15 protein-coding genes are annotated in these 14589 nt (G+C 71.0%); 1 reads left to right on the top strand and 14 read right to left on the bottom strand.

Annotated features, from left to right (window positions below; translation table 11 throughout):
- Positions 1–77 precede the first annotated feature (77 nt).
- The 14 genes from ACSVC7_RS13880 to ACSVC7_RS13945 form a co-directional block, all read right to left on the bottom strand.
- A complete protein-coding gene (locus ACSVC7_RS13880) occupies positions 78–395 on the bottom strand; it encodes a hypothetical protein (protein ID WP_448204890.1) in 318 nt (105 codons plus the stop codon).
- On the bottom strand, positions 392–1411 hold the full coding sequence (gene nrfD / locus ACSVC7_RS13885; RefSeq protein WP_448204889.1) for an NrfD/PsrC family molybdoenzyme membrane anchor subunit: 1020 nt from the start codon (positions 1409–1411) through the stop codon (positions 392–394). The genes ACSVC7_RS13880 and nrfD overlap by 4 nt, the downstream gene beginning before the upstream one ends.
- An 8-nt stretch (positions 1412–1419) precedes the next feature.
- Positions 1420–2319 carry a 4Fe-4S dicluster domain-containing protein gene (locus tag ACSVC7_RS13890; protein WP_448204888.1) on the bottom strand — a complete coding sequence of 300 codons (900 nt, stop codon included), beginning with the start codon at positions 2317–2319 and terminating at the stop codon, positions 1420–1422.
- Between the two features lie 2 nt (positions 2320–2321).
- Complete coding sequence (locus tag ACSVC7_RS13895; RefSeq protein ID WP_483508361.1) at positions 2322–4925, bottom strand: molybdopterin-dependent oxidoreductase; 2604 nt, start codon at positions 4923–4925, stop codon at positions 2322–2324.
- Between the two features lie 12 nt (positions 4926–4937).
- Positions 4938–5534, bottom strand: coding sequence for a hypothetical protein (locus ACSVC7_RS13900; protein WP_483508362.1), 597 nt, complete (start codon positions 5532–5534; stop codon positions 4938–4940).
- Complete coding sequence (locus tag ACSVC7_RS13905) at positions 5531–5764, bottom strand: hypothetical protein (RefSeq protein ID WP_448204887.1); 234 nt, start codon at positions 5762–5764, stop codon at positions 5531–5533. The genes ACSVC7_RS13900 and ACSVC7_RS13905 overlap by 4 nt, the downstream gene beginning before the upstream one ends.
- Positions 5765–5840: 76 nt before the next feature.
- Positions 5841–8003, bottom strand: coding sequence for a slr1591 family oxidoreductase (locus ACSVC7_RS13910; RefSeq protein ID WP_448204886.1), 2163 nt, complete (start codon positions 8001–8003; stop codon positions 5841–5843).
- Positions 8004–8114: 111 nt separating this feature from the next.
- Entirely contained in the window at positions 8115–10220 is a 2106-nt protein-coding gene (locus ACSVC7_RS13915) for a TonB-dependent receptor family protein (protein ID WP_448204885.1), read from the bottom strand.
- A 42-nt stretch (positions 10221–10262) separates the two neighbouring features.
- Positions 10263–10694 carry a DUF2946 family protein gene (locus tag ACSVC7_RS13920; protein ID WP_448204884.1) on the bottom strand — a complete coding sequence of 144 codons (432 nt, stop codon included), beginning with the start codon at positions 10692–10694 and terminating at the stop codon, positions 10263–10265.
- A gap of 16 nt (positions 10695–10710) precedes the next feature.
- Complete coding sequence (locus ACSVC7_RS13925) at positions 10711–11520, bottom strand: energy transducer TonB (protein ID WP_448204883.1); 810 nt, start codon at positions 11518–11520, stop codon at positions 10711–10713.
- A gap of 3 nt (positions 11521–11523) precedes the next feature.
- A complete protein-coding gene (tolR, locus tag ACSVC7_RS13930) occupies positions 11524–11985 on the bottom strand; it encodes a protein TolR (protein ID WP_448204882.1) in 462 nt (153 codons plus the stop codon).
- Between the two features lie 5 nt (positions 11986–11990).
- Positions 11991–12656, bottom strand: a complete 666-nt coding sequence (locus ACSVC7_RS13935; protein ID WP_448204881.1) for a MotA/TolQ/ExbB proton channel family protein — start codon at positions 12654–12656, stop codon at positions 11991–11993.
- 114 nt (positions 12657–12770) lie between these two features.
- Complete coding sequence (locus ACSVC7_RS13940) at positions 12771–13298, bottom strand: YcnI family copper-binding membrane protein (RefSeq protein WP_448204880.1); 528 nt, start codon at positions 13296–13298, stop codon at positions 12771–12773.
- Positions 13299–13372: 74 nt separating this feature from the next.
- Positions 13373–13750, bottom strand: a complete 378-nt coding sequence (locus tag ACSVC7_RS13945) for a DUF2946 family protein (protein WP_448204879.1) — start codon at positions 13748–13750, stop codon at positions 13373–13375.
- Between the two features lie 424 nt (positions 13751–14174).
- Here ACSVC7_RS13945 and ACSVC7_RS13950 point away from each other — a divergent pair, with 424 nt between their 5' ends.
- Positions 14175–14570, top strand: coding sequence for a (R)-mandelonitrile lyase (locus ACSVC7_RS13950; RefSeq protein ID WP_448204878.1), 396 nt, complete (start codon positions 14175–14177; stop codon positions 14568–14570).
- The last annotated feature ends 19 nt before the right edge of the window (positions 14571–14589 follow it).

The following is a 14589-nucleotide window of genomic DNA, read 5'->3' on the forward strand; positions in this document are numbered from 1 at the left end:
GCGAAGTTTCCTGGATCCCCGCCTTCGCGGGGATGACGGGGAAAATTCCTCTCCTATAAACTCACAGTCTCTCAATCTTACCCCTCCTGAACCTCGCGCAGCAGGTCGCGCGCCTTCTCGATCCGCTTGCGGCGGACGCCGACCAGCGGGTATTCGCCGCCGAAGGTGACGCTCAGCACCGCGTTGACGTGCGCCAGCCGTTGGGAGACATCCTCCCCGGCACGGCTGCGCGCGATCAGGGAGTCGCGCATGCGCACGAGGCAGCGGGAGGCTTCGGCCATGGCGTCGTAGGTGTCCTGGACGGGGATGTCCTCCGGCGGTGCGGCGAGGATGCGGTCGAGCGTGGCGAGGGCGTCGCCGCAGTCATTGCCGGGGTTGGCGTGCTCCGGCTTCATCCGACGCGCTCCGATGGCAGGGGGTTGGGCAGGCTGCGGCCGGCGGAATGCGGCGGCTGGGCGAAGCGGAAATAGTCCTGCGGGCGCTGTGCCGAACGGTTGCCCGCGTGCAGGATGGCGGAGCGCAACGCCATGCCGCCGGCCAGAATGGCGAGCGCCCCAAGCACCGACAACGCCGCCGAAGGCCGGCGCCGTGCGGCGTTGACCGCGTGGCAGACCACCGGCACGGCGGCGCCGACGGCGATGGCGCCGACCTTCTGGACCGACGCCCAGACGGTGTCGTCCACCGGGCCGGCGACGCCCTCGGCGTGGTGCTCGCGCTCCGACGCCAGCGAGGCGACGAGGTCCACCGCGCTGGCCGCCAGCGCCACCCGGTCGAGCGTGCTGGTGTTCTCCGGCCGCCCGTCGATGCGCTCTCCCAGCGACAGCGCCGCCGCGGCGCAAGCCATGGCCGAGCTGCCGAAGCGCACCGCCAGCAGGCGCGGGGACGAGGCCCACAGCGGCGTGCTGGTCGCGGACAGCAGCGCCGCGGTGTAGACGCTCATGCCCGCCCCGGCGACGGCGGCCGGCACCTGTGCCGCCCGCGCCACCCGCGCCAGCCCCACCCATTGCGCCTCCAGCGTCAGCGCGCTGAAGGCGCCGAAGCCGGTCAGGATCCAGCTGCCGATGGACATGGGCGAGGTGCGCCGGAAAATGCGCAGCATGTTGTAGAAACGGCTCGGCGTGTGCAGGTCGCCGATCAGCAGCAGCGCGCCCAGCGTCGGGGCGGCCATCGCCACGTGCCGGGCGTTGCGCACCAGCGGCCCCGATCCCCGCCGGCCCGTCAGGTCCGCCGCGGTGCCGATGATCTGCGCCGAGCCGGACAATCCGGCCAGGAAGATGTAGCCGCTGGTCTTCCAGCCGAACGGGCTGGGTTTCAGCGCCGGTCGGCCATAGTAGGTCTCGCCCTCATAGGGCCTGGCGGCCGGGCCGGGGAGGCGGGGGGCGTTGTCCTGCGCCATGGGGAGTTGGGGCATTGCTCTTCCTAACGGCGGTCGGTGGCGAACAGGGCGACGGCGGCCAGCGCCAGCCCGGCCATGGTGGCGAGCCCGGCGGCCAGCGCCGGCTCCACCCGGTTGGAGGCGCGGGTCGGCGCGGTGGGGAAGCCGTAGGTCTCCGGCCGGTCGGTTAGCAGGAAGAAGGCGTTGAGGTGGCCGAGGCCGCCGGTCGCCCCCGGCGAACCCGGCGCGCCGTAGAGATAGGCGTCCTTCGCGCCCTTGCCGTGCAGGTCGGCGACGCGCTTCTCCGCCATCTCCACCAGCGTCGGCACCTCGCCGAAGCGGATGGAGTCGGTGGGGCAGGACTTGGCGCAGGCCGGCTCCAGCCCGCCCTTCAGGCGGTCGTAGCACAGCGTGCACTTGTGCGCCTTGCCGTCGTCGGGGCTGAGGTCCACCACGCCGAATGGGCAGGCCGGCACGCAGTAGCCGCAGCCGTTGCAGATGTCCTGCTGCACGACGACCGTGTCGAACTCCGTGCGGAAGATGGCGCCGGTCGGGCAGGCCTCCAGGCAGGGGGCGTTGTGGCAGTGCTTGCACACGTCGCTCATCATCAGCCAGTGGCTCTGGAACGGCGGCATCTCGGTGGCGCGGTTCCCGTTCCGGCTGATCTTCTCGACGAAGGCGACGTGCCGCCAGGTGTTGGCCGACAGCCGGCCGGTGTTGTCGTAGCTGGTGCCCGTCAGCCGCATGTCGTCGGCGGGGAGCGCGTTCCATTCCTTGCACGCCACCTCGCAGGCCTTGCAGCCGATGCACAGCGTGGTGTCGGTGAAGAAGCCGTAGCTCTTGCCGGGCTCGATGGTGACGCCGGCGGTCAGCTCGGACTCGTTTGGAATCATGCCGGGCAGGACCGGCTCGGCGTAGTCCAGCGCGCGGGCGGGGACACCCATGCCTATCCTCCATTTCCGGGGCCATCTCCGGGGCGCTCCAGGCGCCCCTTGCGCAGGGCGCAGGTCAGCGCCTTGTTCTCGTGCATGCCGGTGTTCGGGTCGCCGATGACGGCGGTCAGCACGTTGGCGATATCGCCGGTGGCGAAGCCGTTCCAGCCGAAATGCCAGGGCATGCCGATCTGGTAGACCCGCTGCCCGTCGATAAGGAAGGGCCGCAGCCGTTCGGTGACCAGCGCACGGGTTTCGACGGCGCCGCGCGGGGTGGAGAGCACCACCCAGTCCAGCGTCCCAATGCCCAGCTCCGCCGCCAGTTCCGGCGGAATTTCGCAGAATCCCTCCGGCTGCAGTTCGGCGGTGGACGCCACCGAGCGGGTCGGGGTGCCGCCGGAATGGTGCTCGGTCAGGCGGTAGGTGGTCAGAACATGGGGGTAGCGCGGGTCGGCCGCCTCGTGGGTCGGGTTGTCCGGCCGGTCCCAGATCTTGGCGGTCGGGTTGTGCTGCTGGCCGTAGAAGGGATTCCTCACCGGCGATTCCACCGGCTCGTAATGCGTGGGCAGCGGGCCGTCCTTGATGCCCGAGGGCACGAACAGCGCGCCGCGCCCGTCGGCGATCATGATGAAGGGGTCGGTGCCGCTCAGCGCGTCCATGCCCGACGGCTCCTTCGACCAGTCGGGGCAATAGTCCGGCGCCTTGTTGGTGGAGAAATCGACCTCGTCGTGCCCCTCCCATTCGCCCTTGTCCGGGTTCCACCACGCCAGCCTCTTGCGCTCCGACCAGGGCTTGCCGGACGGGTCGGCGGAGGCGCGGTTGACCAGAGTGCGCCGGTTGGACGGCCACGCGAAGCCCCAGCCCAGATGCGTGCCCGGCCCGTCCGGTCCGTCCGCCTTGCGCGAGCGCGCGTGATTGTGGCCGTTCGAGGGGAAGACGCCGGTGTAGATCCAGCAGCCGCAGGCGGTCGAGCCGTCGTCCTTCAGGTGCTTGAAGTCGGGGATCTGCTCGCGCCCCTCCTTGGTCTCGGCCCAGCTGTAGCCGTTGATCTCCTTCAGCACCGCTTCAGCGTCCGGCTCCTCGCGCTCGCCCGTCGTGAGGTAATCCCAGGTGAGGTAGCGGATCGGCAGGTCCTTCGGGTCGGCGCTGGTGCGGTACAGCTCGTTCAGCCGCCGGCCGAGGTGATAAACGAACCACAGGTCGGAGCGGCCGTCGCCCGGCGCCTCCACCACCTTGTCGTGCCACTGGATCAGGCGGTGGGTGTTGGTGAAGGTCCCGGCCTTCTCGCCGGCCAGCGCGGTGGGGAGCAGGAACACCTCGGTCTTGATGTCCTTGGGCGCCAGCTCGCCGTCGCGCACCGGGTGGCCCTTGTACCAGAAGGACGCGCTTTCGGTTTCGGTGAAGTCGGTCACCACCATCCAGTCGAGGTTGGCCAGCGCGCGCTGCACCAGCGTCGAATTGCTGCCGCCCACCGCCGGGTTCTGGCCGAGCAGGAACAGCCCCTTGATGAGCCCGTCCTTCATGGCGAGCGTCATCGGAAGTTGGGAATGATCGCCCATGATCTTGGGCAGCCACTCGAAGCCCCAGCCGTTCTCTTTCATGCCGTTCTCGCCGTACCAGGCGCGCAGCAGGCTGACGATGTATTTCGGAAAGTTGTGCCACCAGCCCGTGGGCGTCGCCTCGTGGTCGATGTAGTCCTGGAGCGAGTGGTGGGGCTTCAGCGCGTGCGGCTGCGGCAGATAGCCCGGCAGCAGGTTGTACAGCGTCGGGATGTCGGTGGAGCCCTGGATGCTGGAATGGCCGCGCAGCGCCAGGATGCCGCCGCCGGGCCGCCCGACGTTGCCCAGCAGCAGTTGGATGATCGCCGCCGCGCGGATCATCTGCACGCCGGTGGAGTGGTGCGTCCAGCCCACGGCGTAGCAGATGGTTCCCGTCTTCTCCGGCCCCGAGGCGCGGGCCAGCGCGTCGGCGACCTTGACGAAGGTCTCCTTCGGGCAGCCGGTCACACGCTCCACCATCTCCGGCGTGTAGGCGGCGAAGTGGCGCTTCAGGATCTGGTAGACGCAGTTCGGGTGTTGCAGCGTCTCGTCCTTGGGCGTCGGTCCCTTTTGCAGGCGCTTGGTGAGGTCGGAGAAGGACTCGGTGGTGTTCACGAAATGCTCGGCCAGGGAGGAGGGCACGAACTCGCCCTCGTATTGCCAGCTTTCAAAGCTGTAGGACTTCTTCGTCTCGTCCCAGCCGGAAAACCTGCCGTCGTTCCGGCTCGCATCCTCGAACCTGTCGTCGATGATGGTGGCGATGTTGGTGTAGTTCAGCGCGTAGTCCTTGAACCACAGGTCGTGTTCGAGGATGTGGTGGATGATACCGCCGAGGAACGCGATGTCGGTCCCGGCGCGCACCGGCGCGTAGACGTCGGCCAGCGCCGAGGTGCGGGTGAAGCGCGGGTCGGCGTGGATCAGCGTCGCCCCCTTCTCCTTCGCCTGAAGGGCGAAGCGGAAGGCGATCGGATGGTTCTCGGCCATGTTGGACCCCATCACCAGGATGCAGTCCGCGTTGGCGAGATCCCACTGGGGCAGGGTGGCCGCCCCTCGGCCGAAGGAGGCACCCAAACTGGGCACCGAGGAGGAGTGTCAGACCCTTGCCTGGTTTTCGATCCACACCATGCCCAGGCCGCCGCTGAACAGCTTCTTAATGAGGTAGTTCTCCTCGTTGTCCAGCGTGGCGCCGCCCAGCGACGCCATGGCGAGCGTGTGGTTGACGATGGTCCCGTCTGGAAGCTTATGGACAAAGCTCTCGTCGCGGGTCCGCTTGGTCAGGTGCGCGATGCGGTCCATCGCCCAGTCGAGCGGCTTGCGCTCCCAGCGGTCGGAATGCGGGGCGCGGTAGAGGACCGTGCTCATGCGCGTCTCGCTGGTCAGCCAGCCGAAGGTCGCCGCCCCCTTGGGGCACAGCGTGCCCTGGTTGATCGGGCTGCGCGGGTCGCCCTCCACATGGATGAGCCGGCCGTCCTTGGCGTACATCAACTGGGCGCAGCCCACCGCGCAGTAAGGGCATATGTTGGTGCCGACCGTGTCCGCCTCCTCCAGGCGCGGGCGCAGCGATTCGGAGCGCGTGCTTCGGGCGGCGTCGGAGAAGGGGCTTTCCCCGCGCATCTGCCGGGGCACGGACCATTCCCGCAGGAAGCCGCGGGCGCGGTCGGCGAGGGTGCGGCGGCGGATGGGCGTCATGCGCGGGGCTCCTCTGCGTATCCGATGTCGTGCACGATCCCCGCGATCAGGCCGGGGCGCTCGTCGTAGCGGACGGCGACCCGCGCCTTGGCGCGGGCGAGCGGGGGCAAATCCTGCGGCTCGATGGGCGCGTCGTGCGCCAGCACGAACAGCTTGGCGATCCCCTCGTCGCCGACGAGCTGGAAGCGCCCCTCCTGCGAGAGCGTGATGATTCCTTCGACCGTGCGCATCGCTATGACCGGCGGTTCCGTGGTCCCAGTCGCCTCAACTCCGCCCGTTTGGGTTCGGTTCGCTCCTCCGGAAAATTTAATCTGCCCGACAGACGACGTGCGGCAGACCGCCGGCTTGGCGCTCCACGGTGCCGATCACGGCGGCGTGCGCATAGCCCGAGGCGCGCAACGCGTCGAGACAGGCCGCTGCGCGCTCGGCCGGGACGCCCGCGAGCAGCCCGCCGGCCGTCTGCGGATCGAAGAGCAGCGCGACGCGCGGGTCCCCGATGTCCCCGGACAGGCGATTGGCGGCGCGGGCGTTCTCCGGGTGCAGGGTGCTGGCGATGCCGGCGGCCAGCAGGTCCGCCGCGCCCTCCAGCGCCGGCAGCGCGCCCAGGTCGAGCGCGGCGTCGGCGCCCGAGGCGTCGAGCATCTCCAGCAGGTGGCCGAGCAGCCCGAAGCCGGTCACGTCGGTGCAGGCGGTGGCGCCGTGTTCCAGCAGGCAGGCCGCCGCCGCGCCCGCGGACATCTGCATGCCGTCCAGCGCCGCCGCGATCCAGCGCGCCTTCGCCGCCCCCCGCATCTCCGCCGCCAGAAGGACGCCGGTCCCCAGCGGCTTGGTCAGCACCAGCGCGTCGCCGGGCCGCAGGCCGCCCTTGCGCAGAATCCGCGCCCCGGCCACGCCGGTGATGGAAAAGCCCAGCCCAGGCTCCGCCATTTCGGCGCTGTGGCCGCCGACGAGACGGGCGCCGGCCGATTCCAGCACGTCCGTCCCGCCGCGCAGCATCTGGTACAGGTCGTCCTCCAGGATCCCGGCGCGGGCGGGCGGCAGCCCGGCGACGGCCAGCGCGGTCAGCGGCGTGCCGCCCATGGCGTGGATGTCGCCCAGCGCGTGGGTGGCGGCGATGCGGCCGAAGACGTAGGGGTCATCGACGAAGGCGCGGAAGAAATCAACGGTCTGGAGCAGCGGCCCGCCGGTGGGTGCTTCGATCACGGCGGCATCGTCGCCGGCCTCCCCGACGCCCAGCCGGTCCAGCACACGGCCCAGCACCGCGGCCGGGACCTTGGCGCCGCAGCCGCCGCAGCGCATCTCCGGGAGTGCCGCGGGGGGAGGGGGCGGGCGCATCGCCGGCAAGTCCTGGTAGCCGCGCATCCAGCGCCGGTCGATCCACTCCTTGAGCCGCCACGCCCACGCCCCCTCCGCGACCAGCGGTCCCTTGATGGCGACGGCCCGGCGGTCGCCGGTGCCGATGAGTGACAGGAAGCGGCGCTGCGGCGTGAACGGCCGGGGCGCCTGTCCGGCCAGCGCCCGCCGCAGGTTCTCCGCGAGCGGCGGCCCCTGCCGCACGGCGAAGACGCCGGCCTTCGGGCGCGGGTGCGGCTGCACGTCGGCCACGTCGCCGGCCGCGAAGACCAGCGGGTCGTTGACCGAGCGCAGCGCGGCGTCGACCGCCACGAAGCCGCGCTCGTCCAGCGTCAGGCCGGTGTCGGACAGCCAGTGCGCCGCGCTGGCCTGCGTCGCCCAGACGACGGCGTCGCAGGGCAGGGCGGAGCCGTCGGCGAAGACCAGCCCGTCCGCCTCGACCCGCGCCACCTCGGCCTCCTCGCGCAGCGCGATGCCCCGTTCGCCCAGCACCCGGCGGAAGATCCGCGCCGCCGCGTCCGGCTGGCCGGCGAGCAGGCGCCCGCGCGTCACCAGGGTGAGGCGGGGCAGGGCGGCCGGGCAGCGGTGGCGGAGCGCATGCTGCATGGACAGCGCCACCTCCACCCCGGCCGCCCCGCCGCCGACCATGGCGACGTGCAACGGTTCAGCCGCCGCGCACAATCGATCGGACAGACGCCTCCAGCGCTCCGTCAGGCCGTCGATCGGCTTCAGCGGGATGGCGTGCCCGGCGGCACCCGGCGGGTCGAGCGCCGGGCGGGAGCCGATGTCGAGCGACAGCAGGTCGTAGCGCAACGGCGGGCGGCCGCGCAGCAGCACGCGCCGCGCCGCGCGGTCGAGCCCGACGGCCTCCGCATGGACCATCCGGGCCCCGGCGAAGCGGGCGAGGCGCCAGAGATCGATGTGGCAGTCGTCGTGCGTGTAGTGCCCGGCGATCATGCCGGGAATCATGCCGGAGTAAGGGGTTTCGACATCCCGTGCGACCAGCGTCAGCCGCACGCCCCGCACCGGGCGCATGCCGAAGCTTTTCAGCACGTGCACATGCGCATGGCCGCCGCCGACGAGCACGAGGTCCTGTTCGACAGGGCTGGTCTGCATGGGGCCTTTCATTGCGCCGGGCGGGGCGGCGCCGCAACCCGGACAAACGGCGGGGCGGCTCCACCGGAAGGCTTGCCCGCCCCGCCTCATCGGCCGCTCAGAATCGGCTGCTCAGAACGCCGCGCGAACGCCGGCGTACACGGTGCGTCCCTCACCCGGATAGAAGATCTGGGTGCCGGCCTTGCGGGCGTCGGTGATCGTGCCGATGTCGCTGACGTAGTGCTTGTTCGTCAGGTTGCGAGCATCGACGAACAGCAGCACGCCGTTGGGCAGGTCGACGCCCGTCTGAAGCCCCAGCAGCGTGTAGCCCGGCGCGCGCAGGGTGTTCGCCTGATCCGCCCAGGCGCCGTTCGGCACCCAGTCCACCGTCGGCGTGATGTAGAAGCCGTCGGGCCGGCTGTAGGTGAGCGTGGTGCGCAGGACGTGCTCGGGCACACCGGCGACGGTGTTGTTGCCGTACTGCCGGTCATCGCGGAATTTGAAGTCGTTGAAGGTCCACACCTGACCGAGGACCAGCTTGTCGCCGGCCCCGGGTCCCGACAGGTCCCGCACCAGATCGGCGCGCGCGCCGAACTCGATGCCCTGGTGCAGCGTGCGCCCGGCGTTGAAGGTCGCCGCCGGGATGTCCGGGTTGGTGGTGAACTGCAGCATCTCGCCGCGCAGCATCGAGCGGTAGGCCGTGATGTCCCAGGCGAAGCGCCCGATGTCCCCGCGCGTGCCGATCTCCGCCGTCCAGGCGCGCTGCGCCTGCAACGGCACGAAGCCGGGCCGCCCGTTGGCCTGCGTCTGCGTCAGGTCGCCGAAGTCGGGCACGTCCTGGCTGCGCGTGACGTCGGCGAAGACCTGGACGTCGGGCCGCGGCTCCCACAGCAGGCCGATTTTCGGGTTCACGCCCTCGTAGGTCTGGCTGGAATCGCGGCGCGGGTTCCATTTGTCGGTGAATTCCCGCTCGTTGCGCAGGAATTTGGCGCCGGTCATCAGGGCGACGGTCGGCGTCAGGAACAGCCGGTTCTCCGCGTAGGCCTCGTAATTGCGGGCGTCCTGGCGGGTGTTGGCGGTCTGCGCCCCCCGGCTGCCGGCGATGTTGACGAACTGCAGCGCCGTGGTGTTGCCGGCGAAGGCCCGCGCCCCGACGACCAGATCGTCGCGCAAGCCCCCCACCGTGAAGGAGGTCGTGTAGCGCGGCGCCACGCCGTAGGTCCAGCCGTCCTGGTCGATGACCTGGAAGATCGGGTGGAACAGTTTCTTGTGGATCGCCCAGCTGTCGAAGTCGATCTGCCCGCCGTCGAGATGGACGGTGGTCCGGTTGGCCAGACGCTCCGTCCATGTCATGCGGGACTGGTTCCCGGTGACCGCGCTGGGCGCCGCCTTGGTCGGGTTGTGCAGCGCGTCGCTGAGGCTGAGGGAACCCGGCAATTGCTGATCGACGACATAGGCGCCGACGTAGAAGCGCGTCTCGACGTCCGGATTGAAGCGGTAGCCGAGGTTGCCGTTGATCAGCTCGCCTTGCTGGCGCGAATGGTCGCGGTAGCCGTCGGCGTGGGTGACCGTGCCGCTCACCAGGAAATCGGCGTCGCCAAGGACTCGCGAGACCTGCCCGCTGGCGCGCGCCGTGCCGTAGCTGCCGCCCTCCAGGCGCAGGATGTTCGGCGCCACCGCCGTGCGCGCCGTCGGGGTGACGAAGTTGATGGCGCCGCCGAGCGTCGAGGAGCCGTAAGCCAGCCCGTTGCCGCCGCGGAACACCTCCGTGTAGCGCAGCGCCAGCGGGTCGATCTGGTAGAAGTCGCCGCTGCCGTCGGCGAGGTTGACCGGGATGCCGTCCTGCAGCACCTCCAGCCCGCGCAGGTGATAGCCGCGGCCAAGGCCGGAGCCACGCACCGACAGCCGGACCTCCTGGCCGTAGCGGCTCTGCACGAAGACGCCGGGCGTGTCCTGGAGGACGTCGCGCAGGTTCTCGGCGTGGCGGCCCTTGTAGGATTCGCTGTCCACGAAGCCGACCGAACCGGGCGTCCGGTTCAGGTCTTCGCGCGCCTGATCGGCGGTCGGGGCGGTCAGGGAACCGGCGGCCTGCGCGTTGATGGTCAGCGTGTCCAGCGTGATCGGCTTGTCCGACGCGAGTGTTTGGGTCTGCGCCGAGGCCGGCGACAGGGCGGTGGTCATCATGAGGAGGGTGGCGAGCGCCGCGGCGCCGGAACCAATGTGTGCGAAGCGAGTCACGAAAGGTCTCTCCAAGGGCCGGCGATGCCGCCGGCCGGGTGTTCACGTCGTTGAGGCGGAAGCGGGCGGAGACGACCTGGGCGGGGCACGGGCGTTGGCGCGGCGGCCGCGCGGCCGGCGGCGTGGGAGAGGTCTGGAGGGATTCGACCGGAGCAGCGCCGAAAGCCATGGCCGCGGCAGCTCGGCGTCCGCTGCGGGGAGGGCGGCCGGCAGGGTGCAGCACACCTGACAGGCCAGGCATGGCGCATGGTCGTGCCGAGCATCGGGAGCGTCCGACGGCTTGCCCTCCTCGCCGCCGTGCACGCCGGTCTCGTGCACGCACATCGCCCCGTCCGCCATGGCTTGGACCATCTCGGCCGCCAGCATCGCCACGGCCTGCCGGGGCACCTGGACCAGGAGCATCAGCAGACAGGCGGCCAGCACGCCGGCGAGCGTGGCGGTCCAGGGGAAAGGGGGGCGAGGGCGGCGCGTCATGCGAAGGTCCGCCTCCTCACTGCAAGGCGAACTGCACGGGGAGGACGATGTCGAGCCGGTCGGCGACGATGCTGTCCGGGATGGGCGGTAGGGGTGCCGCACGCTCGACCATCACTTCGACCTGACGGTCCAGGCTTGTGAAGCCCGAGCCGCGCTCGATGCTCCAGGACAGCACCCGCCCGTCGCGCGCGACGGCGAAGCGCAGCAGCACCGTGCCCTGCTCGCGGGCCAGCTGGGCGGCGCGCGGGTAGACCTTGTGCCGGGCGAGGCGGGCCTGGATCGCCGCGAGATAGTCCGGCGGCGGTCCGGCGGCGCGGACGGGGGCCGGAGCCGCCGTGGCGCCCGGAGGAGGCGGGGCCACGGACGATGGCGGCGCGGAAACCGCCTCGCGCGGCATGGTGGCCGGCGGCGCCCGATGCGTCACCGGCGGGAGCTTCGCCGGCGGCTGGGGTTTCGGCTGGGGCTTTGGCTGAAGTTTCGGGGGCGGCGGAACCGGCGCCAGCACGGGCGCGACCGCCGGAGGCGGCGCATCGGGAACCGGCGGTTCCGGATCGGCGGGCGGCTCCGCCAGCGGTGGGGGTTCAACCGGCTCGACCATCGGCTCAACCGGGGGCTCGCTCACCTCGGGAACGGGGGGAGGCTCCGGAGATGGGGCGGCCTCGGCGACCGCTTCCGTTGGCGGCACGGTCAGTTCGATCCGCAGGACCGGCGGCGTCGGCCGGGGCGGCTCGTGCAGCGTGGTCAGACCCGCCAGCACGACCGCGTGGGCCGAGACCGACAGGAACGGCGCCCATCGGCGGATCATCCAGCCCATGGCCCAAACCATGACTCAAGGCCTCCCGGAGCCGGCCGGAAGCGCCGCCGGCCCCTCGGCCATCAGCGAGACGCGGGTGAAGCCGGCCCGGCTCACCTGACCCATCAGCTCCATCACGCGGCCATAGCTGAGGGACTGGTCCCCCCGCACATACACGACCGTCTCGGGATCCTCCTTGGCGAGCGCCGCCAGCCGCGCCGGCATGTCGGCGGGCGCGATCTCGTCGGCGCGCAGGAACAGGCGGCCGTCGCGGTCCACGCTGACGACGACCGGCTGGCGCGGCTGGCTGACCGCCTGTGCGGCGGTCTTGGGCAGCTGCACGGGGACCCCCGCCGTCATCAGCGGGGCCGCCACCATGAAGATGATGAGCAGGACCAGCATCACGTCGATGAAGGGCGTGACGTTGATCTCGGCGACGGGGCGGTAGGAGACGTCGTCTCCGGTCCCGAGCCCCGCACCGCCGTCGGTCGGTGCCATCCCCATCACTCGGCCGCCTTCAGGTGGACCATGCGCTCCCGCGCCATGCGGCCGGCCAGGCGGCCGATGGCCACCGACAGCCGTTGCGAGAGCCGGCCGAGCGTGCCGGTCAGCGTGTTGTAGGCGACCACGGCGGGAATCGCCGCGACCAGCCCGATGGCGGTGGCGAACAGCGCCTCCGCGATGCCGGGGGCCACCACGGCGAGGCTGGTGTCGTTCGACTGGGCGATGGCGGTGAAGCTGTGGACGATGCCCCAGACCGTGCCGAACAGGCCGACGAAGGGGGCCGAGGAACCGACCGTGGCGAGCAGCGGCAGGTGCGCGTCGAGCCGGCGCAGCTCCTCCACCATGGCGACGCGCATGGCGCGGTCCATCCGCTCGCGCGCGGCGGCGCGGCTCTCGCCGGCCTCGTGGTCCAGCCACTCCCGGCGGGCGGCGGCGACGATGGCGGCCGGCAGGCCGGGCGCGGCGGCCTCGTCGAGGTCGGCGCCCTCGGCGACGGCCACCTCGAAGCGGCGGGCCTGCCGCTTGGCGCGGCCGAGCGCCAACGCCTTGTCGAGGATGATCGCCCAGCACATCACCGAGGCGAGGATGAGCAGGATCATCACGCCCTTCACCACCGGATCGGCGGCGAGGAAGAGTCCGATGACCGAAAGATCATGGTTCGGCATGAATGCCTCCCTGGTCCGCGCGTGGACCGGCCACGCGCGAAGGCCACGCGCGCGGTGGCGCGCGCGACGTCGTTCGTGAATTCGCGAATGGGGAGAGCCGGCGGGCTGGGCCGCTCAGCGGCTCGGGGCGGCGGTGAGCGTCACGGTCGGTGCCGGTTCGCGCCCTTCCGGCTTTCCGGGCTCGGGAAGCTCGATCCAGCGGCTGGCCGTTGCCCCGCATTCCTGCACGACCGGGAAGGCCAGCACCGTGCCGGCCGGCTGTTTGGGCAGCAGCGCCTGGAAGACGAACTCGTCGTACCAGGCGTCGGGCAGGGAGCCGCCGGTCCAGGCGATCTCGGTGACGCCGCGGGTGATGGTGCGGCCGTGCGATTCGTAGGCTTGGGCGTAGTCGCTTTCCTTGGTCGCCAGCTCCCAGCCCGGCTTGGGCATCGGCTTGACGCCGATCACCCCTTCCGGCAGGCGGACGCGGATCGCCGTGGTGGCGGCGCCGGCACAGCCGTGCGGAACGTGGAGGACGGCCTTGTAGTAGCTGCCGGCGGGGGCCTCGCGGGTTTCCAGCGAGACATGCGCCGAGGCGGTGCCGGCCGTGGCGGCGAGGCACAGAAGCCCGGCGCCGAGCGCCAGAGCGTGGACGTGTTTCATGGTGGCTCCGAACAGGGATCGGGCGTAGGGAATCGGGTGTGGGGATCGGACGTGGGGATAGGACAGGGGCGCGATCAGGCCTGTTCGGCGGACGGCGGCGCGCGTGGTCCGCTGCCGACGAGGAAGAGCTGCGGTGGGCGGATCCCAGGCCGTGCGAGGATCACGGTCGTCGTGTAGCTCACCGGAACGGCAAGCTCCGCTCCGGGATGGGGCGGCGTTCCGTGCGTGTTCAGCGCGAGACAGAACGCACAGACATCCTCGACCTGATGTCGGTCCGCCGGCGCGGGTTTGCCGGGCTGCGCCGCTCCGTCCCGGTGTTGGTGATCGGCATGATGGATCTGCTGCGCCGTGGCTGCCGTGGCTTGCTGCCGGGCCGCGTTGCGGGCCGCCATGGCGAAGTCCGGGACGATGGTCTGCACCAGGATCGCCAGCACCGCCAGCCACGCCGCCATCCCGGCCCATCCTCGGGCCAGCGGCCGGCCGCTCGATCCAACCCCATGCGATCCAACCGCATGCGGTCCGGCGAAGCCGCCTGAAGCGGTTCTCCCAGCGCTGCGATTGCGGATGAGGCGGCGGCCCGTCATGGCGGTTGGACGGCTCGAAACTGGTTGAGCGTGTTGTCGGGCTTACCGATACCTGCTCATGCGGATCCGACGCTTGTCCTTAATCAAGTGTCAGGGGGATTTTTTGCGGTCAGAGCACCCCCCTTGTGATCACGCTGCCAAAGGGCGTGCGGTCGCGACCCGAGAACGTCGCATTCATGAGCCCGGTCGATAGGCCCATGCGCCTTGGGGCCGCTGATCGCATGCGTCGGCGTGAATTACATTGTTGCTCAACAGCAGCCCCGGACGGGGCAAAAACCGGAGGATCGAAATCATGAACATCACGCGCGTCGGCTCGCAGCCGTCCGCCAAGGGACCGGCCGACTGGTTCACCGGCACGGTTCGCATCGACCCGCTCTTCCAGGCGAACGCCCCGGCGCGCGCGACGGCCGCCAGCGTGACGTTCGAGCCCGGCGCCCGTACGGCGTGGCACACCCACCCGCTGGGGCAGACGCTGATCGTCACGGCCGGCTGCGGCCGGGTGCAGCGCGAAGGCGGCCCGATCGAGGAGATCCGCCCCGGCGACGTGGTCTGGTTCCCGCCCGGCGAGAAGCACTGGCATGGCGCGTCGCCCACCACCTTCATGACGCACATCGCCATCCAGGAGCAGCTTGACGGCAAGGCCGTCGACTGGATGGAGAAAGTGACGGACGAGCAGTACGGCGCGTAGTGCATCGGCCGCCGCGCAG

Source organism: Azospirillum mesophilum (assembly GCF_053470405.2).

Coding starts and splice junctions, on each gene's coding strand:
- ACSVC7_RS13905 (WP_448204887.1), bottom strand. CDS start 5,764: ATGCGCACGGTCGAAGGAATCATCACGCTCTCGCAGGAGGGGCGCTTC.
- ACSVC7_RS13880 (WP_448204890.1), bottom strand. CDS start 395: ATGAAGCCGGAGCACGCCAACCCCGGCAATGACTGCGGCGACGCCCTC.
- ACSVC7_RS13945 (WP_448204879.1), bottom strand. CDS start 13,750: ATGGCGGCGTGGCTGGCGGTGCTGGCGATCCTGGTGCAGACCATCGTC.
- ACSVC7_RS13940 (WP_448204880.1), bottom strand. CDS start 13,298: ATGAAACACGTCCACGCTCTGGCGCTCGGCGCCGGGCTTCTGTGCCTC.
- ACSVC7_RS13935 (WP_448204881.1), bottom strand. CDS start 12,656: ATGCCGAACCATGATCTTTCGGTCATCGGACTCTTCCTCGCCGCCGAT.
- ACSVC7_RS13925 (WP_448204883.1), bottom strand. CDS start 11,520: ATGGTTTGGGCCATGGGCTGGATGATCCGCCGATGGGCGCCGTTCCTG.
- tolR (WP_448204882.1), bottom strand. CDS start 11,985: ATGGCACCGACCGACGGCGGTGCGGGGCTCGGGACCGGAGACGACGTC.
- ACSVC7_RS13900 (WP_483508362.1), bottom strand. CDS start 5,534: ATGACGCCCATCCGCCGCCGCACCCTCGCCGACCGCGCCCGCGGCTTC.
- ACSVC7_RS13910 (WP_448204886.1), bottom strand. CDS start 8,003: ATGCAGACCAGCCCTGTCGAACAGGACCTCGTGCTCGTCGGCGGCGGC.
- nrfD (WP_448204889.1), bottom strand. CDS start 1,411: ATGCCCCAACTCCCCATGGCGCAGGACAACGCCCCCCGCCTCCCCGGC.
- ACSVC7_RS13920 (WP_448204884.1), bottom strand. CDS start 10,694: ATGACGCGCCGCCCTCGCCCCCCTTTCCCCTGGACCGCCACGCTCGCC.
- ACSVC7_RS13890 (WP_448204888.1), bottom strand. CDS start 2,319: ATGGGTGTCCCCGCCCGCGCGCTGGACTACGCCGAGCCGGTCCTGCCC.
- ACSVC7_RS13950 (WP_448204878.1), top strand. CDS start 14,175: ATGAACATCACGCGCGTCGGCTCGCAGCCGTCCGCCAAGGGACCGGCC.